We start from the raw sequence: 21792 nt of genomic DNA on the forward strand, positions 1-21792 counted from the left end.
CGAAGGGCTCGACCTCGACCTCCTCGCATACGTGGAGCGACGCGACGCCGGAGCCGGCGCCCTCGCCGACCCGTATCGCGAGCACATCGGGCGCCGGGGCCGCGGGGCGGTCGGCGGGCGCACCGTAGGCGGGTTGCGCGGGCGCACCATACGCCGGCTGCGCGGGCGCACCGTAGGCAGGCTGTGCCGGGGCACCGTACGCCGGCTGCGCCGGCGCTCCGTACGCAGGCTGGGCCGGCGCGCCGTACGCAGGCTGGGCCGGCGCTCCGTACGCAGGCTGGGCCGGCGCGCCGTACCCGGGCGGCACGCCGTAGCCCGGCTGGGCGGGTGCTCCGTACCCGGGCGGCACGCCGTAGCCCGGCTGCGGACCGTACCCCGCCGGCGGACCGTAGCCCGGCTGCGCCGGCGTCGTGGAGAACACCGCGCCGGCCGGCGTTGGGTACGCCGGGGTCGCATATCCGGCCGGGTACGGCGTGTAGCCGGGCACCGGGTATGCCCCGGGAACGCCCCGCGGCGCGATCTCGCGCCCGATGTGCTCGCGATACGGGTCGGCGAGGGCGCCGGCTCCGGCGTCGCGTCGCTCCACGTATGCGAGGAGGTCGAGGTCGAGCCCTTCGCGGCGCATGCGGCAGTCGATGTAGATGAGAGCGGTCGCGGTGGACTGCACGACGACGGCGACCGACTGCAGGAGCAGCGTGAGCACCTGCGTGAGGAGCGTCGCGGCGATGAAGCCGATGATGGCGGTCGGCTCGGGATCGCCCGTCGGCGCGATGATCGTCGTCAGCCCCATCGAGAGGAAGCTCATGGGCAGGCTCACGACCTGCGCGACGGCGGCGAAGATGACGCTGATCACCAGGATGATGCCGAGGGCCGGCCAGAAGCGCCGGCGCGTGAGGGTCCACGAACGCGACAGCGCCTGGAGGATCGTGGCGTGCTCGACGATGATGGCGGCCGGCACCAGCAGGAGCTTGATCATCAGCCACCACGTGAGGGGGATGGCCGCGAGGATGACGAGGATCGTGAGCAGGATCGCCGCCGGCGGGGCCGCGATCGCGATGCCGATGATCCCGAGCACGACCACAGCGACGACCGCGACGATCGCCAGGACGACGAGCAGCGAGTAGCCGATGAGGCGCCATGCGATCGGCTTGACCTGACGCCAGAGCGCGCCGAGGGTCTGCTTCTCGGCGACGGCGGCGTGCGTCACCTCGACGACGACGATGCCCTGCACGATGACGCTGAGCGCGCCCGCCGCGAGGGAGAGCACGATGCCGGCGACGGCGGTGAGCGCGATCGAGCCCGCCATGACGGTGTCGTACTCCTCGGTGCCGGGCCGCAGCGTGTCGAGGCGCGAGAACGACGCCCACCCGATGGCGAGCACGCCGCCGAGGACGACGATGTAGGCGAGCGTCTGCACGACGAGCGCGAAGCCCAGCAGCACGCGCGGGTTCTGCCGCAGCGCCGAGAACGAGCGGCCCAGGATCGTGCCGAACGACAGCGGGTGCAGCGGGATGATCCCGGGGCGTGACGCCGGCGTCCAGGCCGGGTATGCGGACACGATTCCCCTCTCGGTCGGCGGCGCGTCGCGGGGTGTGCGGCGCGTCGGCCGCGCCCTCAGGACGGCGCTTGCCCCTATCGTTCCATATCGAACGGATGCTGCAGCCGCCGTGTGGATGAGCCTCTCGGTGTCCGTTCGGGCGAGCTTCGGCCGGTCCACAGCCCCGGTCGACTACTCTGTGGGAAGCGCATGGGGACGCGCACGTCATCCTCTGCGCCTGGACAGAAGGAACGAACGCGCGCGATGACTTCACGCATCCTGGTGGTCGACGATGACACCGCCCTTGCCGAGATGATCGGGATCGTGCTGCGCACGGAGGGATTCGAGACGGTCTTCTGCGCGGACGGTGCCGAGGCCGTCGACGCGTGGCGCACCGAGCGTCCAGACCTCATCCTCCTCGACCTGATGCTGCCCGGCATGGACGGCATCGAGATCTGCACCCGGATCCGCGCCGAGTCCGGCATCCCGATCATCATGCTCACCGCCCGCACCGACACCGCCGACGTCGTGAAGGGCCTCGAGTCGGGCGCCGACGACTACATCGTCAAGCCGTTCAACCCGAAGGAGCTGGTCGCCCGCATCCGCACCCGGCTGCGCCCGGCGAGCCAGCCGGCGAACGACTCGCTGCGGATCGGCGATCTCACCGTCGACGTCGCCGCGCACGAGGTGCGCCGCGGCGACGGGCCGATCGCCCTGACCCCCCTCGAATTCGAGCTGCTCGTCGCCCTGGCATCCAAGCCCCAGCAGGTGTTCTCGCGCGAGATGCTGCTCGAGCAGGTGTGGGGCTACCACTACAAGGCCGACACGCGCCTGGTGAACGTGCACGTGCAGCGGTTGCGGGCCAAGGTCGAGAAGGACCCCGACAACCCCAAGATCGTGACGACCGTGCGCGGTGTCGGATACCGCGCCGGCGCCGTCGTCTAGACGGCCATGACGGCGCCCATCACGGCCGTGACGCCGGCGCGCGCCCGCGTCCGGTGGTGGCGCCTCTGGCGGGCTTGGCCGGGGGACATCGCGGGCCTCTGGCGGCGCTCCCTCCGGTTCCGCACGATCCTCGTCACGATCGGCCTCACGGCGCTGGCCGTCGTGGTCGCCTGCGTGTGGATGGCCCTCGCCATCCAGAACGACCTGTTCGCCTCTCGCAAGGATCAGGTGCTGATGGACGCCGAGCAGGCGCGCGCCGCGGCGCAGCGGACCCTCGACGCCTCGGTGCAGAACGACTCCATCCAGTTGCAGAACGTCATGACCCTGGCGTTCACGGCGCTGCGCGATCAGTCGTCCGCCGTGATCGTGGGCGCCTACCGCATCGGGCCCCTCGTGCCCAACGCGCCGCAGGACTTCAGCACCAACGAGGAGGTGATGAACGAGCTGCTCACGACGCCGATGCGGGCGCTCGTGCGCACCAACCCCGACCAGCAGATCTGGCAGCCGGTGGCCCTTCCCGACGGCGACGACACGACGGTCCCGGGAATCCTGGTCGGGCAGCAGCTCACCATCGATCGCGTCGCGTCGTACGAGCTGTACCTCGCGTACGACCTCGCGAACGCGCCCGAGACGCTCACCTTCGTTCAGCGGACGCTGTGGGTCGTCGGCATCGGCCTCGTGCTCCTGATCAGCGGCATCGCCTGGTTCGTCCTGCGATCCGTGACCACCCCGATCAGCGAGGCGGCCGACACGAGCGCGAAGCTCGCGGCAGGGCGTCTCGACGTGCGCCTGGAGGTGCGCGGCGAGGACGAGCTGGCGACCCTCGGCCGGTCGTTCAACGCGATGGCCGACAGCATGGAGTCGCAGATCAAAGAGCTCGCCGACCTTTCGCTGGTGCAGCAGCGCTTCGTCTCCGACGTGTCGCACGAGCTGCGCACCCCGATGACGACGATCCGCCTCGCCGCCGACATGATCAACGACCAGCGGGAGGACTTCGATCCGGCCACCGCGCGCGCGGCCGAGCTGCTGAACGCGCAGGTGCAGCGCTTCGAGACCCTGCTCACCGACCTGCTCGAGATCAGCCGGTACGACGCGGGCTCGGTGCAGCTCGAACTCGAGCCGACGAGCCTGGCCCACCTCGCCGAAGACGTGATCGGGTCGATGCAGCAGCTCGCCGAACAGCACGGCACGGACGTGCGCCTCGTGGCTCCCGGGGGATATTCCCCCGTGGACATGGACCCGCGCCGCGTGCGGCGCGTGGTGCGCAACCTGCTCGGCAACGCGATCGAGCACGGCGAGGGGCGTCCTATCGTCGTCAGCGTCGACAGCAACCAGCAGGCCGTCGCCATCGGCGTCCGCGACTACGGCATGGGGATGAAGCCCGAGGACGTCGAGCACGTCTTCGACCGTTTCTGGCGAGCGGACCCCTCGCGCAAGCGCACGATCGGCGGCACCGGCCTCGGCCTGTCGATCGCGCTGGGCGACGCGAAGCTCCACGGCGGCGAACTGGCGGTGTGGTCGGAGGTCGGCCGGGGCACGAACTTCGTCCTGACCCTCCCGCGGCAGGCGATGCCGCTCGGGGGGGAGTCGCCGATCCCGGTCGATCCGGGCGATGACGCGGTCGCCGCCCTCGACGACCTCGGCCTCACCGCGCCGATCGAGCTGCCCCGAGACGGCGCGAGCGACACGGATGCCGGCACCCGGGGAGGATCCGCATGACCCGGGTACGCGGCATCCTGGCCCTCATCCTCGCGCTGTGCGCGGTCGTCGTCACCGGCTGCGCCGGCTTTCCCACGAGCGGCCCGCCGGAGTACGGGCTCGAGAACGGCAACACCGGCAACGGCTCGCAGAACGTGGTGTTCATCCCGAACCGGCCGCAGCCGGGCGCCACGCCGCAGCAGATCGTCGAGGGTTTCATCGACGCCGGTTCGGGTCCCGGCGTGCGTGGCAACTGGGCCGTCGCCCGCGAGTTCCTGGCACCTTCGCTCGCCGAGACATGGAATCCGGATGCGGGGGTGATCGTCGACGAGCGAGCCGAGCGGGACTACGTCGAAACTGGCGAGGGCCTGGTCGATTTCGCCTCGGAGGTGGCAGGGACGGTCGACGACAGCGGCGCCTACCAGCGGGCGGACCTGTCTCCCGGGAACTGGACGTTCGAACTCGCACAGCAGGACGATGGCGAGTGGCGCATCACCGAGGCGCCTGACGGGGTCTGGCTCGACGAGGCCCAGTTCCCGCAGGTGTTCCACCGCTACCCGCTCATGTACTTCGACCCGTCCTGGCAGTATCTTGTGCCCGACGTGCGCTGGTTCCCGGTCACCAAGGCGGCGGGAAGCATCGCTCTGGCGCTGGTCAACAAGCCGAAGAGCGAGTGGCTGGCCGAATCGGTCGAGACAGCGTTCCCCGATGGAGTGTCAGCGGTCACAGTCGTGCCTACCGCCGACGAGGGCGTGTCCGACGTCGCGCTCACAGGCGAAGCGATGCTGGCCGCGAGCAGTGAAGCCCGCAACCGCATGCTGACGCAGCTCGAAGAGAGCCTGCGCGCCGCCGGCGTGGCCGAGGTCGTGATGACCGTGGACTCCGCCCCGATCGACGCGCAGCCCGTCGCGGTGCGCTCCACTCGCGTGCCGGCCACGCCCCTGGTGCTGACGGAGGCCGGGTTCGGATTCCTCACGGGCGATGAGATCGACAAGATCCCCGGCCTCTCGGCTGCGGTCGAAGCCGCGTCGCCGCTGAGCGTGCAGGTCGGGGCCGAGCGCGATCTCGCCGCGGCGCGCCTCGCCTCAGGGGCGGTGGTGAGGCTGAACTCGGCCGGGACCGAGCCCGAGGTGCTGGACACCCGGCCCGGATTGGTCGATCCCGTGATCGACCCGTACGGAGTCGTGTGGAGCGTCCCTCAGGACGACCCGGCCGCGCTGCGGGCCTATCTGCCCAACGGCGATGTGATCGAGGTCGCCGAGGCGTGGGGCGAAGGGACGGCCATCGCCGGCATGGCGCTGTCGCGCGACGGGACGCGCCTGGCCGCGCTCGTGAGCGCCGGCGGCCGCTCGGTGGTGTCGGTGGCCGGAGTCATCCGTGACGACATCGCGCCTGTGCGCCTCGGGCAGCCGATGCAGCTCGCCGTCGCGGGCGGTGCGGTGATCGGCGTCACGCGCATCGGAGTCACGTGGATCGACGACGTCTCGGTCGGCGTGCTGACCAGCGGCGCCGACGCCGACTCGACGGTCATCGAGCAGGTGGTCGGCGCGCCGACCTCCACCTCGACGGCGCCTTCGGGCATGGCCTCGATCGCGGGCGGAAGCGGCATCTCGAGTCTGCGGCTTCGGGCCGAGGACGGCACGCTCTACGTCAAGCGCGGCACCAGCTGGCAGCCCACCGCGACGGGCGTCGGGGTCCTCGCGACCCAGCAGGGCGCGCCGCAGTAGGAGGTTCCTCCCCAGGCCGCCCACCGCGATGGCCGTCCACCGATGCGGGATGCCGGCACCGAGACCACCGCGCGCGCCGGGATGCTGAGGCGGTGATACCGGAGATCCTCGTCGCTGTGCGCGAGGCGTGCGCCGATGCGCTGGCGCTGCTGCTTCCCGTCTCGTGCGCGGGGTGCGACGAGCCCGACGTCGCCCTGTGCGAGCGCTGCGCGCTCGCCCTGGCTCCCGACCCCCGAACGCGGTTCATCGAGGCTCCGGGCGGCGTCGTCGCGGTGTGGAGCGGCCTCGCCTTCGAGGGGGTCGCGGCGCGGGTCCTGCGCGCGATCAAGGAGGAAGGGCGCACGAGCCTCGCCGAAGCGCTCGCTCCCGCCCTCGCGGCGGCGCTGGCCCACGCGGGCGCCGGAGACGCCGTGCTGGTGCCCCTGCCGACCTCGCGACAGTCGTATCGCCGGCGCGGCTACCGAGTGCCCGATCTGCTCGTGCGCCGCATCGGCCGGCGGCCGAGCCGCCTGCTCCGGTACGCCCGGCGCACCGCGGACCAGCGCGGGCTCGACCGCGACGCCCGGGCGCGCAACGTCGCGCGGAGCCTCGTGGCCACGGGCGGCGCGGGGCGGCGGGTCGTGGTCGTCGACGACGTCGTGACGACCGGTGCGAGCCTCGCCGAAGCGGTCCGCGCACTGCGTGCGGAGGGTGCCGACGTGGCGGCCGCGATCACCGTCGCGGCCACTCCGCGAAGGCGTCCCACGGGTCGGTGAACGGCTTCCCGACGCAATCGAAACTCACAGGTGACAGAGTCCGAACGCCCGGCTAGCGTGGGGGAGACAAGGCGACTGATGGTCCGCCCTTGGCCGGGCGGACCGGAACAAGGAGGTCAAGGATGGAAACCAGCATCGTCGGCGTGGGAGTGGGGATCACAGATCGCTTCCGCGGTGTCGTCGAGGAGAAGGCCCTCCGCATCGAGAACCTCGCGCCCCGCGCTCAACGCGTGGAGGTCAAGGTCACGCACCGTGCGTATCACAACGGTCGCATGGAGGATGAGACCGTCGAACTCACCGTCAACGGCAAAGGCCCCGTCATCCGGGCCGAGGCGACGGACGGCGACAAGTTCACCGCTCTCGACCTCGCGGTCGACAAGCTGTGCGAACAGCTGCGCCGCGCGAAGGACAAGCGCGTCGACGCGCGCAACCACCCCCGCGGCGCCAAGTTCGAGAAGGGCAGCGGAGCGCTCCAGGGGATCGATCTGCAGCCCGCATCCGTCGACGTGCTCCGCGCCGTCGCCACCGGCGAGATCCCGATCATCACGGGCAATGAGGAGGAAGAGGGCTACACGCCCGTCGTCATCCGCACGAAGGAATTCCACCCCGAATGGATGTCGGTGGAGGAGGCCGTCGACCGCATGGAGCTGGTCGGCCATGACTTCTTCCTGTTCATCGACGCCCGCACCGACCACCCCAGCGTCGTGTACCGCCGCAAGGGCTGGGACTACGGAGTGATCTCGCTGACCACGCAGGCTCAGCCGGACGAACTGGCATCCTGACAGATACTCCGAGGGGTGCGGCTGCTCCGTCAGCCGCACCCCTCGTGCATCTGCGGACGAGAACGGATGCCGCGGCCCGGCCGAACGTCGATGGTATTCGGTATACCATCGACGGGTCGCGCCGGTCTGGCCGCGGCATCCGCTCATCCGTCGAGAGGCACCACCCGTGATCATCCGCAACGCGCGCCCGTGGGGCGCCGGGCCCGCCGACATCGTTATCGAGGGCGACCGCATCGCCGAGATCCGCGCCCACGACGCGTCCGCTCCGACGGGCCCGGACGACGTCGACGGCCGCGGCCGGCTTCTGCTGCCGTCGTTCAGCGACGTGCACGTGCACCTCGACTCCTCGCGCATCGGGCTGCCGTTCCGCCCTCACACGGGTGCCCCCGGCGTGTGGGGCATGATGCTCAACGATCGCGACAACTGGCGTGACACCGACGTGCCGCACGCCGCGATCGTGGCGGGCACCCTCGAGCAGATGATCGCGAAGGGCACGACGCGCGTGCGCACCTACGCGCAGGTCGACGTCGACTGCAAGCTCGAGAAGTTCGACTCCGTGCTCGCCGCGAAGGAGAGGTTCCGCGAGCACGCGGACGTGCAGATCATGACGTTCCCGCAGGCCGGCATCCTGCGCGAGGCGGGCACGGTCGAGTACCTCGAGGAATCGCTGAAGCAGGGCGCCGACGTGATGGGCGGGATCGACCCGAGCCAGCTCGACCGCGATCCGGTCAGGCACCTCGACATCGTGTTCGGCCTCGCCGAGAAGTACCAGGTCGAGATCGACATCCACCTGCACGAGCCCGGCGCCCTGGGCGTGTTCAGCACCGAGCTCGTGCTGGAGCGCACGCGCGCGCTGGGCATGCAGGGCAAGGTCACCTTGTCGCACGCGTACGATCTCGGCTCGGTGTCGGAGTCCGTGAGCCGCCGCCTCATCGACGAGTTCGCCGAGCTCGACATCGCGATGGCCACGGTCGCGCCGTCGACCAGCGGGCATCTGCGACTCGTCGATCTCGTCGACGCCGGCGTGCGCGTCGGGCTCGGTGAAGACGGACAGCGCGACTACTGGAGCCCGTACGGCAACTGCGACATGCTCGACCGCACGTGGCAGCTCGCGTTCGTCAACGGCTTCCGCCGCGACGACCACATCGAGCTTGCGCTCGCCGTCGCCACGGTGGGCGGAGCCTCGATCATGAGTCACGCGTCGCCGCGCATCGCGGGCGTCGGCGATCGGCCGGGCGTCGCCGCCGGAGACCGTGCCGACCTCGTGCTCGTGGACGGCGAGACGCCGACGAGCGCGGTCATGGACCGCGGTGTCGATCGCACGGTGATCCACGACGGCCGGGTTGTGGCCGACGCGCTCCAGGTTCTCACCGTCTGAGACCTCGATTCCTCTGCCGAAGCACGGGTCGGCGAAACGACACGCCGGGAACGGATGCTGCGCCCCGGCGTGTCGTCGTGACCAGCCCGTGTTTCGGCAATCAGGCCTGGGTCAGAACCCGAACCGGTGGCGCCGCGGTCAGTCGAAGATGCCGTCGAGGATGCTGCCGATCACGAGGCCGCCGAGGATGCCGCCCATGACGTCCGAGCCGCCGCCGCGGCGACCGCCGCCCCAGCCGGGCTGTCCGTACCCCTGCTGACCGTATCCGGGCCCGCCCCACTGGTCGGGCTGCGGGCGGGCGGCGTCGATGTCGCGCTGTGCCAGCTGCAGCGCCTCGCTCGCGAGGAACGCGGCACGGCGGGCCATCGCGAACGCCTGCTCGCGGTGGTCCTCGTCGATCGCGGTGACCGCGGCGGCCGACGAGCCGAGGTATCGGTCGAGGTCGAGGCGCACGCGCTCGGCCTCGGCGAATCGCGTGCGCGCGTCGGCGCCGATCCAGCCGCGGTGCCCGGCGATCACGTCGCGCGAGACGGCGAGCTGGCGGTCGGCGTCGTCGATGGCGTGGCACACGTGCTCGAGGGGCGGGATGGGTCGGGCCGCGCGATCGCGCGCGGCCGCGATCGCGGCATCCAGTCCCGCGTTCGCCTCGCGCAGTCGAGAGAGCTGCTCGAAGGGGTCGGTGTTCACGCCGGCCGCGGGAAGAGCCGCCAAGGCCGCCTGCAGCTCCTCGATCGCGGTCTGCACCGCGGGGGAGTGCGGCTCCTTGAGAGCGACGACGAGGTCGCCGCGGGAGTCCTCGACGATCGCGGCGAGCGTCGACTCGGCGCGCAGCGCCTCGACCTCGAACGTCTCGACGGCGTCGATCAGCGTCTCGGCGCGGCGCACGGACTCGGTCGAGGCCTCGAGCGCCATGTTCGCCTGCTCGCGCTGGCCCGCCTCGCGGCGGCGCTCGGCGACGCCGGCGCTGTGCTCAGCGAAGCCCAGGAGCTGCTCCGCCTCAGCCGGGTTCGCCTCGATCTGCGACAGCGCGTGCGACGAGTAACGGATGGCCAGCCGGTCGACGGTGGAGCGGGCGTCGGGCAGGCGCAGGCGTAGGCGCGCGGCATCCGCCCGCACCTTCGCGATGATCTCGGGAGCGCGCCGCGCGCGCTCGATCGGCGCCGCGAGGGCCTCGGTGCGGTCGTCGAGGAGGTCTTCGGCCCACTCGCACAGCTGCACGATGCGGGCGTTCCGGGTCCGCAGCTCCTCGGGGGTGTCGGGAATCTCGTCGTGGTTGAGCTGGTGGAGGTGGAAGGCCTCCTGCAGGTGCGTCCGCACCGACGCGAGCGCTTCGCGCAGCTCGTTGGTGGGGCCGGGGCCCAGCTCGGCGTCGGCGAACGCCAGCTCGTCGGTCGTGAGTCGGATGCGCTCGTCGGCCGCCACCAGCGCCTGCTGCGCGCGACGCGCCAGGTCGGCGTCCTGCGTGTTCAGTTCTTCCTGCTCGCGCTTGCGTCTGCCCCAGAATCCGGCCATGAATCGATCCTACGGGGGCCGCTGGGAGCAGGCTGAGGCGAGCGGGCGCCACCGTGGATTGTTCGCGCAGAGCGTGGCTCTCGCGCACGCGTGCCCCGGTGCCCCAGAATGAGCGCACACGTCGCGTGACCGGGTGCCTGGGGCCCTCGCGGCACCTCTCGCCGACGCGAAGGGGCCGGCGCGATCCTCGCCCAAGGGAGTCGACATGGCCCTGCCCACGTTCCTCGTTCCGGTCTCGCTGCGCGGCTACAAGATGTCGTGGCTCTCCCGCGACGTCATCGCGGGCGTGACGCTCGCCGCCGTCGCGATCCCTGAGGTCATGGGGTACACCTCCATCGCGCAGACCCCGATCGTCACCGGTCTGTACACGATCCTGCTGCCGCTGCTCGCGTTCGCCCTGCTGGGGTCGTCGAAGCTGCTCGTGGTCGGGGGCGATTCCGCGACGGCGGCGATCATGGCGGGAGGCCTGCTGACCGCCGGCATCGCCGGACTCGATCCGGGCTCACCCCAATGGGTGGCGCTATGCGGGTTGACGGCACTCGTCTGCGGCCTGCTGCTCATCCTCGCCCGGGTGCTGCGGCTGGGCTTCATCGGCGACTTCCTGTCGGCCTCGGTGCTCATCGGCTTCCTCACCGGCGTCGGCATCCAGGTCGCGACGAGCCAGATCCCCGACATCCTCGGCGTGCCGAAGGGATCGGGCGACTGGTTCCAGCAGCAGTGGGCGTGGATCAGCGAACTCGGCCGGCTGTCGTGGCCGACGCTCGCCTACGGGGCGGCGACCATCGGCATCATCTTCGCCTTCAAGATCTTCCTGCCGAAGGTGCCCGGCGCGATCATCGCGGTGGTGGGCCTCCTGATCCTCGCCACGTTCACGAACGCATCGAGCTACGGCGTCGAGGTCATCGGCGCGATCCAGGGTGGTTTCCCGCCGATCGGCTTCCCGTCCGGAGTGTCATGGGGCGATGTGCCCGCGGTGCTCTCGACCGCGTTCGCCTGCTTCATCATCATCATCGCCCAGAGCGCGGCGACCTCGCGCAGCTTCGCGGCCAAGCACGGGGACCGCGCGGATGTGAATCGCGACATCGTCGGGCTCGCCGCATCCAATCTCGCCGCGGGCTTCAGCGGCACGTTCGTCGTGAACGGGTCGCCCACCAAGACGCAGATCCTCGACGGGCAGAAGGGGCGCACGCAGGTCGCCAACCTCACGGTCGTGGCGGTGACGCTCATAGTGCTGCTGTTCCTCACGAACCTGCTCACCGACCTCCCGAAGGCGGTGCTCGGCGGCGTGGTCTTCGTGATCGGCCTCGAGCTCATCGACATCCGCGGCCTCAGGCGCGTGTCGCGCGTGCGCCGGGGCGAGTTCTTCATCGCGCTCGCGACGGCCCTCACCGTGTTCATCGTCGGCGTCGGTGCGGGTGTGATCCTCGCGCTCGCGCTGTCGCTGCTCGACGTCGTGCGCCGGCAGTACCGCCCGCGCGACTTCGTGCTCGGCGTGCGCGGCAAGCAAGGGTACGAGTACACGACCGCGGCCGCCGGCGAGCAGACGGCGCCGGGACTCGTGGTGTTCCGATATGACGCCGACCTCTTCTACGCGAACGCGTCGCGGTTCGTCGACGACGTGCAGCAGGTCGTGCAGAACGCGCCCGACCCGGTGAAGTGGCTGGTGCTCGACTGCGCCGGCATCTCCGACATCGACTATTCCGCCGGGGTGGCGTTCTCGGGCCTCGTGGATTGGCTCGATGCCCGCGGCGTCCGACTCGTGCTCGCGCGTCCCGAGACCGCGGTCCTGGACGAGTTCACGGCTTACGGCATGGCGAAGCGGATCCCCGCCGACCGCATCTACAACGACCTCGAGGATGCGGTGCGGGCCTTCCCCGCGCAGCAGGGCACGTCCGGCTCACCCTCCTGAACCGCGGGGACGGGCCCCCACGCCACCACCCGGGGCCGGCGCGCCGCGCGGAGCCTCCGGGCGCGTGGGCCCGGCTGCGACCCCGGCGGCGCGGCCGGGTCAGCCGTCGCTGCGCTTGTGCCGGGGCTTGCGCGCCGGACGGTCGTCGCCGTAGGAGCCGCGTGAACCCGAGTCGCGGTACGAGCCGCGGCTCTCCGAACGGTCGCCGTAGCCGCGGTTGTCGCGGTACGACCCGCCCGTGGCGTCCTTGCGTCGCTGCGGACGCCCGCTGTCGGGACGCAGCTCGATGAGCTGACCCGAGATGCGCGTGTCGGCGAGGCGGTCCAGCGCGCCGGCGGGGAGGTTCGCCGGCAGCTCGACGAGCGAGAAGTCAGGCATGATCTTGATCGCGCCGAAGTCGTCGCGACGGAGGCCCCCCTCGTTCGCGAGCGCACCGACGATCTGACGCGGCTCGACGCGCTGACGCTTGCCCACGTTGATGCGGTAGGTGGCGAAGCCCTCGCGGGGCGTGCGGCGCTCGCCGCGCTCGGGACGATCGCCGAAGGCGGGGCGATCGCCGCGGTCGGTCCGCTCCGTGCGCTCGCGCCGCGGAGCCGGCTCGGGGTCGGCCTCCAGGAGGAGAGGGGTGTCGCCCTGCGCGACGACGGCGAGGGCCGCCGCCACATCCGCCTCGGGCACGTCGTGGTTGCGCACGTAGTGGGCCACGATGTCGCGGAAGGCTTCGATGCGCTCGGCTTCGCCGAGGGCCGCGGTGATGCGGTCGTCGAAGCGCGACAGGCGGGTCACGTTGACCTCGTCGACGCTCGGCAGCGGGATCTCGGTGAGCTCCTGGCGGGTGGCGCGCTCGATCATCTTGACGAGACCGCGTTCGCGGGGCGTCACGAAGCTGATGGCGTCGCCCGAACGCCCCGCGCGACCGGTGCGGCCGATGCGGTGGACGTAGGACTCGGCATCCGTCGGGATGTCGTAGTTGACGACGTGCGAGACGCGCTCGACGTCGAGACCTCGCGCGGCGACGTCGGTCGCCACGAGGATGTCGAGCTTGCCCGACTTCAGCTGGTTGACCGTCTTCTCGCGCTGCGGCTGGGCGATGTCGCCGTTGATCGCGGCGGCGGAGTAGCCGCGGGCGCGGAGCTTCTCGGCGATCTCCTCGGTGATCGAGCGGGTGCGGCCGAACACGATCATGCCGTCGAAGTTCTCGACCTCGAGGATGCGGGTGAGCGCGTCCATCTTCTGCTGCCATGCGGTGATGAGATAGCGCTGCGAGATGTTGGCCGAGGTCTGCGTCTTCGACTTGACCGTGATCTCTTCGGGGTCGTGCAGGTACTGCTGGGACATCCGGCGGATCGTGGCCGGCATGGTGGCCGAGAACAGCGCGACCTGCTTGGTGTCGGGCGTCTCGGCGAGGATGGTCTCGACGTCTTCGGCGAAGCCCATCTTGAGCATCTCGTCGGCCTCGTCGAGCACGAGGTACTGCAGCCCCGAGAGATCGAGCGTGCCCTTCTCGAGGTGGTCGATGATGCGGCCGGGGGTTCCGACGACGATGTGCACGCCGCGTCGGAGGGCCGACAGCTGCACGCCGTAGCCCTGTCCGCCGTAGACGGGAAGGACGTGCACGTCCTTCAGGTGGCCCGCGTACTTCTCGAACGCCTCGCACACCTGCAGGGCGAGCTCGCGCGTCGGAGCCAGCACGAGGGCCTGCGGGGTCTTCTGCGAAAGGTCGAGCCGGTCGATGATCGGCAGCGCGAACGCGGCGGTCTTGCCGGTTCCGGTCTGCGCCATGCCCACGACGTCACGGCCGCCGAGCAGCGTCGGGATGGTGGCCGCCTGGATCGCCGACGGGGTCTCGTAGCCGATGTCCTTCAGCGCCTTGAGGACGGGCTGGCTGAGCCCGAGGTCGGAGAAAGTCATCGCTGCGGGCTCGGTCTGAGCCTCGGCTTCGATCTGGTCGGCGTTCGTGTGCACAGTTAAGCGTAGCGGGGTGCGCCTGTGAGGCGACAGGATGCCGCTTCTCTGCGCTCGTCCGGGTGCCGTCGCACGACGAGAGGCAGGTCAGGTGATCGCGGTGCGACGTGTGAGTTCGGGGCGCCGCGGCGGCGCCAGCCAGTTGGTCACCGCGATCGCAAGAGGAAGCGCCACGACCACCGCGGCGATCAGCCACCACGGGATGTCCGAGATCTGCAGCGCGCCCTCCGACTGGATCGAGAAGCCGATCGGCGCAAGCACGCCGACGGCCGCCCCGGCGAGGGCGCCGAGGCCGGCGATGATGAGCCCCTGCCAGAAGCCGATTCCGCGTCGGAGCGACCTCGTGCCGCCGACGGCGGCGATGGTCGCGTCGTCGGGGCGGCGCTCGAAGCGGGCAAGGCCCAGGGCGACCGCGCTCGCTCCGAGTACGAGAACGGCCACCGCGGCCAGGAGCGGCACCATCCATGCCGCATCGCTCGGGGGCCCTTCCTCGACGCCCGGAGCGAGCGTGAAAGCGGCCCCGCTCAGGAGCTCCGCCTGCGCCTGCATGCGGTCCCGCTCGGCCCATGCCAGCGGTGCCGGAGTCGTCGCAACCACCCGTTCCGGCACGAGCACCATGCCCAGACGCTCTGCGGTGCTCGGGGCGACGGCGATCGCCACCGGCTGCAGCGGGGCATCGACGACGATCGCGTCCATCCGCGCGACGCGCACCGGATCGGCCGGCGGGGGAGAGCTGGACCGACGCTCCCAGATGTTGTCGGGGGTGCGCCCCTCGTAGACGTCGGCGCCCGCGAACGTCGCGACGTCGATCGCTCCGCCCGAGACGAACCGACCGTCGGCGACGAGTGCGGCACCGTCGCGGTACGCGGCGAGGGCGGATGCCGGCAGCTCCAGACCCATCACGACCCTCACGTCCTCGGCGGCCACGACGGAGATCGGATTGCTCGGGTCCTGGCCGAACGACGAGGAGTAGTCCTGCGCCTCGGGGTCGAGCAGGTGCTGTTCGCCGAGAAGCGCGATCGTGAAGGTCACGTCATCGGGCACCTCCTCGGCGGACGGGTACTCCCACACGGTGTTCAGCTGGCGGGACACGACCGCCGCCCGGTCTGCGCCCGCGTCGTGCGCGATCTGGAGGGCGGCGGTGGTGCCGGCCTCGGCGTCTTCGGGATCGTGCACGCCGGGAGAAGACGAGCCGGGCCAGATCGGGACGGCGATGCTCCCGGGCGGTGCGTCGTAGTACCACAGCCGGGCGGTCTGGGCCGTCTGCATCGAGGACTGGGCGAGCGCGAAGACTCCGATGAACACCGTCGCGGCGATCGCGGCGAACGCCGGAACCGTCCGTGAGGCGTTGGCTGCGGCATCCCTCGAGGCGAGCCTCGCCGCCATGCCGGCGTGAGAGAGCCCGCGCGAGGCGGTCCAGAGGAGCCACCGTCCCGAGAGCAGGATGCCGAACTGCGCGACGATCGGCCCGACAACGATCCCGTAAGCGGGCACATAGCGCATGAGCGAGTCGTAGCCGAAGAAGTCGGTGGCGTTGATGGCGGCGACCGCGAACGCGCACAGCAGGGTGATCGCGACCCCGGTCACGATCAGCACCGACCCCCAGATGGGGCGCGCGACGACGGGTCTCTGCGGGCGGCGCGCGCCGCGCAGCGCGCGGAGCGCATCTGTGCGACCGACCGCGCGGGCCGGCATCCATGCCGACACGGTGCCGACGATCACCGCGAAGACGAGCACCGCGGCGATGAGCTCCCACGGCACGTGGAAGCCCCAGAACATCGTCGTGCCGGCGCCGGAACCCAGAGCGATCACGAGGGCCGCGATGCCGATCCCTCCGGCGATTCCGATGGCGCCGCCCACGAGGCCGAGTGCGGTCCCCTGCAGCAGCACCACCCGCGAGAGATCCCGGCGATTCGCCCCCACGCTCGCGGCGACCGCGAGCGCTCGCTGCTGACGGCGCGCCGCGACGGCGAAGGCGGCACCGGCGAGCATCACCACCACATAGCCGGCGAACAGCGCCGCAACCGACAGCATGAGCACGAGCGGCCACATCTTCGCCCACCGCTCGGTCGAGGCCGACGAGTAGTAGCGGTTCGAGAACTCCGGCGGGTCGAACGCCACGGTGCGCGAATAGGCGACGACACCGCCTTCGTCGTTGAGCCGCTGCACGTCGGCCCACGAGAGCTCGAGCTCCGGGAGATACCACTTCTGGGTGCCCCCGACGGCTCTGCGTGCGTGCTCGGGAAGGAACACCGCCGCGACGCCGTCGGCGATGGCTGCGGCGTCGAGAGTGCCGGTCACCGTGAAGGCCGGGCCGTCCGACAGCCGGAGCGTGTCGCCGAGCTCGAGCCCGAGCCGTTCCAGCGCGGCGGGCGTGACCATCGCATCGCGAGCCTTGGCCGGGCGATCGCCCGCCACCAGGACGAACGCCTCCGCGAAGCGCGGATCCCATGTCGTCCCGGCCCACGCCGGGAGCACGGCCGCGCCGTCATCGGTGGCGACCGAGACCATGCCTCTCGAGACGGGGAGGACCTCGGTGCCGGCGGCCAGCAGACCGGTCGGATCGTCCAGCGGCTCGCCGTCCGGCATCGTCATGACCCCGTCCGCGTCGATCGGGTACCCGTTCCACTCCGGTTCTGTCGGCACCTGCCAGAACCCCGCGCCGGGGACGCCGGACGGCGCGATCCACGCCTCCATGTCGCCGAGCTCCGCGGCCGTGCGCTCCTCAGGGCTCGCGATGGCGCTCGCGGTGAAGATGAGGAATCCGGTCATCCCCGCGATGGGAAGCGCCACCAGCGTCGTGACGAGCACGCTCGACACCCACGCGCGTCGCAGCTGCCGCTGCGCCATCCGGACGGCGACCCGCCAGCGGGCAGCCCGCGAGACCGGACCGGGGCCGTGCGGGGCCGGGGGAGCGGACGCGTCGACCGTCCGCTCGAGGGTGCTGGTCATCGCGCCGCCAGCAGCGAGTCCGCGCCCGCGCGCCGGGACTCGTCGACGATGCGGCCGTCGCGCAGGAACACGATGCGGTCGGCGAAGGCGGCGTGGCGGGCCTCGTGCGTGACGAGGATGCCGGCGGCTCCGGCATCCACCCGCGCGCGCAGCATCTTCAGCACCATCTCTCCCGTCACCGAGTCCAGCGCGCCGGTGGGCTCGTCGGCGAGGATCAGCCGGCGCCCGCCGACGACGGCGCGGGCGATCGCGACGCGCTGCTGCTGCCCGCCCGACAGGTCGTCGGGGTACGAGCCGGCCTTGTCTTCCAGGCCGACCGACGCGAGGGCATCGCGTCCGGCGCGTCGCGCCACTCGGGATCGGAAGCCGTCGAGTTCGAGCGGCAGGGTGACGTTCTCGAGCGCGGTGAGCGTCGGGATGAGGTTGAAGTCCTGGAACACGAAGCCGAGCGAGCGTCGGCGGAGCCGTGCGAGCTGCGCCGGCGTCTGCTCGCTGAGGTACTGCCCCTCGACGATCACCTCGCCGGAGGTCGGGATCGCGAGACCACCGGCGATCGACAGCAGCGTCGACTTGCCCGAGCCCGACGGACCCATCACCGCGACCAGCTCGCCCTGGCTCACCTCGAAGTCGACGCCCGACAGCGCCGAGACCGCCGTCGCTCCGGTGCCGTACTGCTGCGTCACACCGATGAGACGCAGCACCGTGTCGGTCATCGCGCCTTCTCGGAGGCGACGGATGCCTCGGCTCTGGCCGGACGCCCGCGCTTGGGCTTGTCGGTCGAGAGTTCGAGCGCCATGGCGTGATGCGGGTGCAGCGCCAGGCGCTGCTCGGAGTGGTCGAGCCAGCGCACCTCGGCTTCGGCCGAGAAGATCATGGAGTCGACGACGAGCGACCACGCGAGCTCCTCCGGGCCGTCGGGGCTCGCGCCGGCGTATTTCGCCCGATTGAGCTCCTGCAGCTGTGCGAGCGACGAGCGACGCTGCGTCTGGATGATGTCCGACACGTCCACGCCTGGCAGGGTCGCGGCGACCGCAAGCTTGATCGCGAGCTCGTCGCGGGTGCCCTGCGCACGCTGCACCGGCGAGGCCAGCCAGTCGCGCACCTCGGCGGCTCCGGCATCCGTGATCTCCCAGTAGACGTGACCGTGCTCGTCCACATCGCCCTTCTCGACGAGTCCGTCGCGTTCGAGGCGGTCGAGCGTGTTGTAGATCTGGCCCACGTTGAGCGGCCAGGTCGACCCTGTGCGCCGGTCGAACTCGGCGCGCAGCTGATAGCCGTAGCACGGGCCCTGATCGAGGATCGCGAGCAGACTCTGACGAACGGACATGGGATCTCCTTCGGGTGGAGGGTCAGAAGCGCAATGCGTCGATGACGTTGGAGCGCACCGCCATGAGCGCCGGGATGAAGCCGGCCAGCGCGCCGATCGCGACGGCTGCGACGAGCCCGGTGACGGCGGCGCGCACCGGGAAGGGCGGGATGTCCTGCATGCCGGAGAACATGTCCATGACGAACGGCGCCTTGAGCACCGCCACCGCGATCGCGATGCCGATCACGCCGGCGACCGCCGTCGCCACGACGCTCTCGAGCAGCACCGACGTGAAGATGCGGCCCTGCGTCGCGCCGAAGCTGCGGCGCACCCCGATCTCGCGGATGCGCTGGCGCATCGCCACGAGCTGGATGTTGACGAGCCCGAGACCGCCCAGCAGCAGCACCAGCCCGGCGATGCCTCCGGTGATCACCTCGAACGCGGCCATCGAGCTCTGCGCGTCCGGCCGCGAGGCCCAGTCCGTGCGGTTCACGCTGACCTGGATGTCGTCCTGTCCCGCGCGCAGATCCGCCGCGAGCGCGGGCCCGAGGTCGGCGACGCCGTCCTCCGGCACCCACGTCTCCCATGCGATCATGGCGTCGGCGGGGAGCGCGTCACGCCGCGCGGCGTACGAGTCGTACATGAGCGTCACGCGCTTCTCCTCGTCGCCGGCGTACTGGCGCGGCGTCACGCCGACGACCGTGTACCGGCCGGCGAGATCGCCCTGCAGACTCAGTGCGAAGCCCGGGCCGAGGGCGGGGCGGCCGTAGACGTCCCAGAGGGCCTCGGTGATCACCGCCGGGGGAGCGAGCAGCTCGGCGTCGGCGTCCTGGAACCAGCGGCCCTCGAGGACGGCGGACCGGTGGATCACGGCGTAGGCGGGGTCGACCAGACGCGCCATCACCGGTCGCACCTGCTCGGGCGTCTGCAGCTGCAGCTGCACCGGGTCGACGATGCGCGTGAGGTGCGAGAACGAGTAGCGCTCCGAGACACGGGCGAGGTGGGCGTCGAACGACTCCCAGTCCATCGGCGCGCCGTCGGTGCGCGACGCCGTGATCGACAGCGTCGCCGGCCGGCCGCCACTCTGGTCGGACTGCTCGGCCATCTGCTGACGCTGGTATTCGCTGAGGGCGACGACCGCCGTCAGCGCACCGACCGAGACCGCGATGCCGATGAGGCTCAGCAGCACCCGCAGCTTGTGATGGCGCAGCTCCGACCACGCCTCGCCCAGCGCTCCGACAAGACCGCTCACGACGCCACCTCCGCGCGCTCCGGTTCGTCTTCGCGCGAGGCGGCCTCGACGGCCCCCACGCCCCCTCCGCCCTCCGACGGCACGCCGGACGGAGCCTCCGGGCGCGTCGGCCCGGCCCCGGCCTCGACACCCGGCTCCTCCACGCTCGCGGCGAGTTCGGGTGCCGACGGGTTCGCCTCCGCCGGCGTCGGTGCGCCGCCGAGGTCGAACCGCGTGAGCACACCGGCGTCGAGGCGGTAATGCCGTCGGGCGCGGGCGGCGACGTGGAGGTCGTGCGTGATGGTCACGAGCGCGGCGTCGGCCTCCGAGGCGATGTCGTCGAGGAGCTCCATGACCGTCGCGCCGGTCTCGACGTCGAGGGCGCCCGTGGGCTCGTCGGCGAGGATCAGGGCAGGCCGGCGCACGAGCGCGCGGGCGATCGCCACGCGCTGCTGCTCGCCCCCCGACATCTGCTCGGGCGTCGACTCGAGGCGGTGACCGAGGCCGACGCGCTCGAGCATCTCGGTCGCCGTGCGCCGGCGGCGCCAGAACTCGCGGCCGCTCGCGTAGCCGAGCGGCATCTCCACGTTCTCCAGCGCCGTGCGCCCGGCGAGCAGGTTGAACTGCTGGAAGACGAATCCGACGTTGCGGCCGCGGAGGCGATCGAGCTTGCCGCGCCGCATCTTGCGCACCGGGTCGCCGCGGAACCACACCGCGCCCTCGGAGGGGCGGTCCAGCATGCCCATGAGGTTCAGGAGCGTCGACTTGCCCGACCCGCTGCGTCCGACGATCGCGACGTGGTCTCCGGCGGCGACGGCGAGGTCGATGCCGCGGAGGATGTCGAGGCGGCTGTCGTCGGGGAGCAGGACGTGCTTGGCGACGCCCTCGAGGCGGACGAGGCTCACCAGCTCCACCCCGCGGGCTCGCAGTACTCGCCGCCCATGCCGTCGTCATAGCAGACCGGGTCGTCTCCGGCGAGGACGCCGGGCACGTACTGGCGCACCTGCTCGCCCTCCTCGAGGCCCGCGGTCACCTCGACGAAGGCGCCGTCGCTCACGCCGAGCGAGACGTCCCGCTCCTCGAGCTCGCCGGTGCCGGCGTCCACCCAGACGACGCCCGTGCCCGACCCGCCCTTGACCGCCGTGGTCGGCACGACGAGCACGTCGGACACCGTGCCGAGGTCGATGTCGAGCTGCGCCTGCAGCCCTGCGAACACGACCTGATCGGCCGGCACCGCGCACGTGACCGTCGTGGTGCCGTCCTCGGCGACCGACACCTTCAGCCCGGTGCAGGTGAACGGCGCGGGGCCGCCCTGGATGGTGACGGATCCCTCGGACGGGGCTCCCTGCAGTCGGTACAGCTGCACCGGATCGACCGTGGCCTGCACGTGGAACCGAGCGGGCGTCAGCGACGCCAGCTCGCCGCCGATCGATGCGGGCTGCCCCTTCACCACCGCGATCTCGGTCACCTCGCCCGCCTCCGGGGCCAGGACGTCGATGCTCTTGACCGGGTCGGTCTGCTTGATGGTGAACAGCTTCTGCCCCGCCGTGACGGCCTGGCCCTCGCCCACGTGGACCGCGGTGACGGTGCCGTCGACCTCGGAGCGGACCGGGTAGGCGGCGTCCCGGGCGATGGTGCCCGGCAGGCTGAGCGCGTTGGTGACGGCGCTGCGCTCGACGGGGACGACCGGATCGGCGATCTGCGCCGACGGCTGCGCGGCGGCGGTGGGCGCCGTGTCGGGGAAGAAGGCGATCTTCACCAGAGCGGCCGCGGCGATTCCCATCACGAGCACCAGCAGGATCGGGAAGACCCATCGACGCCAGACAACCATGTGACACCTCTCCGTCGGGGGCATACCGAGTATGTAGTCACCGAGTATATGCATACCCGGCATGCATCCCAACGGATGCTCCGCCCGTGCGCGTGTCGCGCTCGTACGCCGCGCGGGCGGCGGTTCCACCCGCTCGTCGCGGAGTAGTCGGCGGTGCCGCAGTCCCCATGGACGAATGCACACCCAGCGCACACCAAGGTCACGGGTGGATAACATAGGCAGGTATGTCTGGGGTCATGCACCCCGGCGGCACTGGCGCCGTTG

The 21792-nt window shown here is 71.3% G+C and carries 16 protein-coding genes; 7 read left to right on the top strand and 9 right to left on the bottom strand.

Features of this window, described 5'->3' with window-relative positions; all coding sequences use genetic code 11:
• On the bottom strand, positions 1-1558 hold a 1558-nt coding region (locus RS82_RS04990; RefSeq protein WP_169748672.1), incomplete at its 3' end, for a DUF7847 domain-containing protein.
• A 243-nt stretch (positions 1559-1801) separates the two neighbouring features.
• Between RS82_RS04990 and mtrA the strand changes: the two genes are divergently transcribed.
• The 6 genes from mtrA (at position 1802) to RS82_RS05020 (ending at position 8822) form a co-directional block, all read left to right on the top strand.
• The gene (mtrA, locus tag RS82_RS04995; RefSeq protein ID WP_045297395.1) at positions 1802-2482 is read left to right on the top strand and encodes an MtrAB system response regulator MtrA; all 681 of its coding nucleotides are present in this window, start codon (positions 1802-1804) and stop codon (positions 2480-2482) included.
• Between the two features lie 6 nt (positions 2483-2488).
• Positions 2489-4201 (top strand): MtrAB system histidine kinase MtrB, encoded by a 1713-nt coding sequence (mtrB, locus tag RS82_RS05000; RefSeq protein ID WP_045297396.1) that lies wholly within the window; start codon positions 2489-2491, stop codon positions 4199-4201.
• Entirely contained in the window at positions 4198-5907 is a 1710-nt protein-coding gene (locus RS82_RS05005; protein WP_045297398.1) for an LpqB family beta-propeller domain-containing protein, read from the top strand. Before mtrB ends, RS82_RS05005 begins: the two co-directional genes overlap by 4 nt.
• A 92-nt stretch (positions 5908-5999) precedes the next feature.
• Positions 6000-6662, top strand: a complete 663-nt coding sequence (locus tag RS82_RS05010) for a phosphoribosyltransferase family protein (RefSeq protein WP_045297399.1) — start codon at positions 6000-6002, stop codon at positions 6660-6662.
• A gap of 122 nt (positions 6663-6784) precedes the next feature.
• Entirely contained in the window at positions 6785-7444 is a 660-nt protein-coding gene (hpf, locus tag RS82_RS05015) for a ribosome hibernation-promoting factor, HPF/YfiA family (protein WP_045297400.1), read from the top strand.
• Positions 7445-7610: 166 nt separating this feature from the next.
• Positions 7611-8822 (top strand): amidohydrolase family protein, encoded by a 1212-nt coding sequence (locus tag RS82_RS05020; protein WP_045297402.1) that lies wholly within the window; start codon positions 7611-7613, stop codon positions 8820-8822.
• A gap of 138 nt (positions 8823-8960) precedes the next feature.
• On the opposite strand, the gene RS82_RS05025 is transcribed toward RS82_RS05020, so the two are convergent.
• Positions 8961-10334 (bottom strand): hypothetical protein, encoded by a 1374-nt coding sequence (locus RS82_RS05025; RefSeq protein WP_045297403.1) that lies wholly within the window; start codon positions 10332-10334, stop codon positions 8961-8963.
• Positions 10335-10539: 205 nt separating this feature from the next.
• Between RS82_RS05025 and RS82_RS05030 the strand changes: the two genes are divergently transcribed.
• Positions 10540-12243, top strand: coding sequence for a SulP family inorganic anion transporter (locus tag RS82_RS05030; RefSeq protein ID WP_045297405.1), 1704 nt, complete (start codon positions 10540-10542; stop codon positions 12241-12243).
• Positions 12244-12342: 99 nt separating this feature from the next.
• On the opposite strand, the gene RS82_RS05035 is transcribed toward RS82_RS05030, so the two are convergent.
• From RS82_RS05035 to RS82_RS05065, 7 genes are all read right to left on the bottom strand, one after another.
• The gene (locus RS82_RS05035; RefSeq protein WP_045297547.1) at positions 12343-14154 is read right to left on the bottom strand and encodes a DEAD/DEAH box helicase; all 1812 of its coding nucleotides are present in this window, start codon (positions 14152-14154) and stop codon (positions 12343-12345) included.
• Between the two features lie 141 nt (positions 14155-14295).
• Positions 14296-17160 (bottom strand): FtsX-like permease family protein, encoded by a 2865-nt coding sequence (locus RS82_RS05040; RefSeq protein ID WP_045297407.1) that lies wholly within the window; start codon positions 17158-17160, stop codon positions 14296-14298.
• Entirely contained in the window at positions 17157-17873 is a 717-nt protein-coding gene (locus RS82_RS05045; RefSeq protein ID WP_045297408.1) for an ABC transporter ATP-binding protein, read from the bottom strand. Before RS82_RS05045 ends, RS82_RS05040 begins: the two co-directional genes overlap by 4 nt.
• Positions 17870-18487, bottom strand: a complete 618-nt coding sequence (locus tag RS82_RS05050; RefSeq protein ID WP_045297409.1) for a PadR family transcriptional regulator — start codon at positions 18485-18487, stop codon at positions 17870-17872. The genes RS82_RS05045 and RS82_RS05050 overlap by 4 nt, the downstream gene beginning before the upstream one ends.
• Positions 18488-18509: 22 nt before the next feature.
• Entirely contained in the window at positions 18510-19718 is a 1209-nt protein-coding gene (locus RS82_RS05055; protein WP_045297410.1) for an ABC transporter permease, read from the bottom strand.
• A complete protein-coding gene (locus RS82_RS05060) occupies positions 19715-20602 on the bottom strand; it encodes an ABC transporter ATP-binding protein (protein ID WP_084695471.1) in 888 nt (295 codons plus the stop codon). The genes RS82_RS05055 and RS82_RS05060 overlap by 4 nt, the downstream gene beginning before the upstream one ends.
• Positions 20599-21528 carry an efflux RND transporter periplasmic adaptor subunit gene (locus RS82_RS05065; protein WP_045297411.1) on the bottom strand — a complete coding sequence of 310 codons (930 nt, stop codon included), beginning with the start codon at positions 21526-21528 and terminating at the stop codon, positions 20599-20601. Before RS82_RS05065 ends, RS82_RS05060 begins: the two co-directional genes overlap by 4 nt.
• Positions 21529-21792: the final 264 nt, after the last annotated feature.

Origin of the sequence: Microbacterium trichothecenolyticum (assembly GCF_000956465.1) — a bacterium.
GTDB classification, from domain to species: Bacteria; Actinomycetota; Actinomycetes; order Actinomycetales; family Microbacteriaceae; genus Microbacterium; species Microbacterium trichothecenolyticum.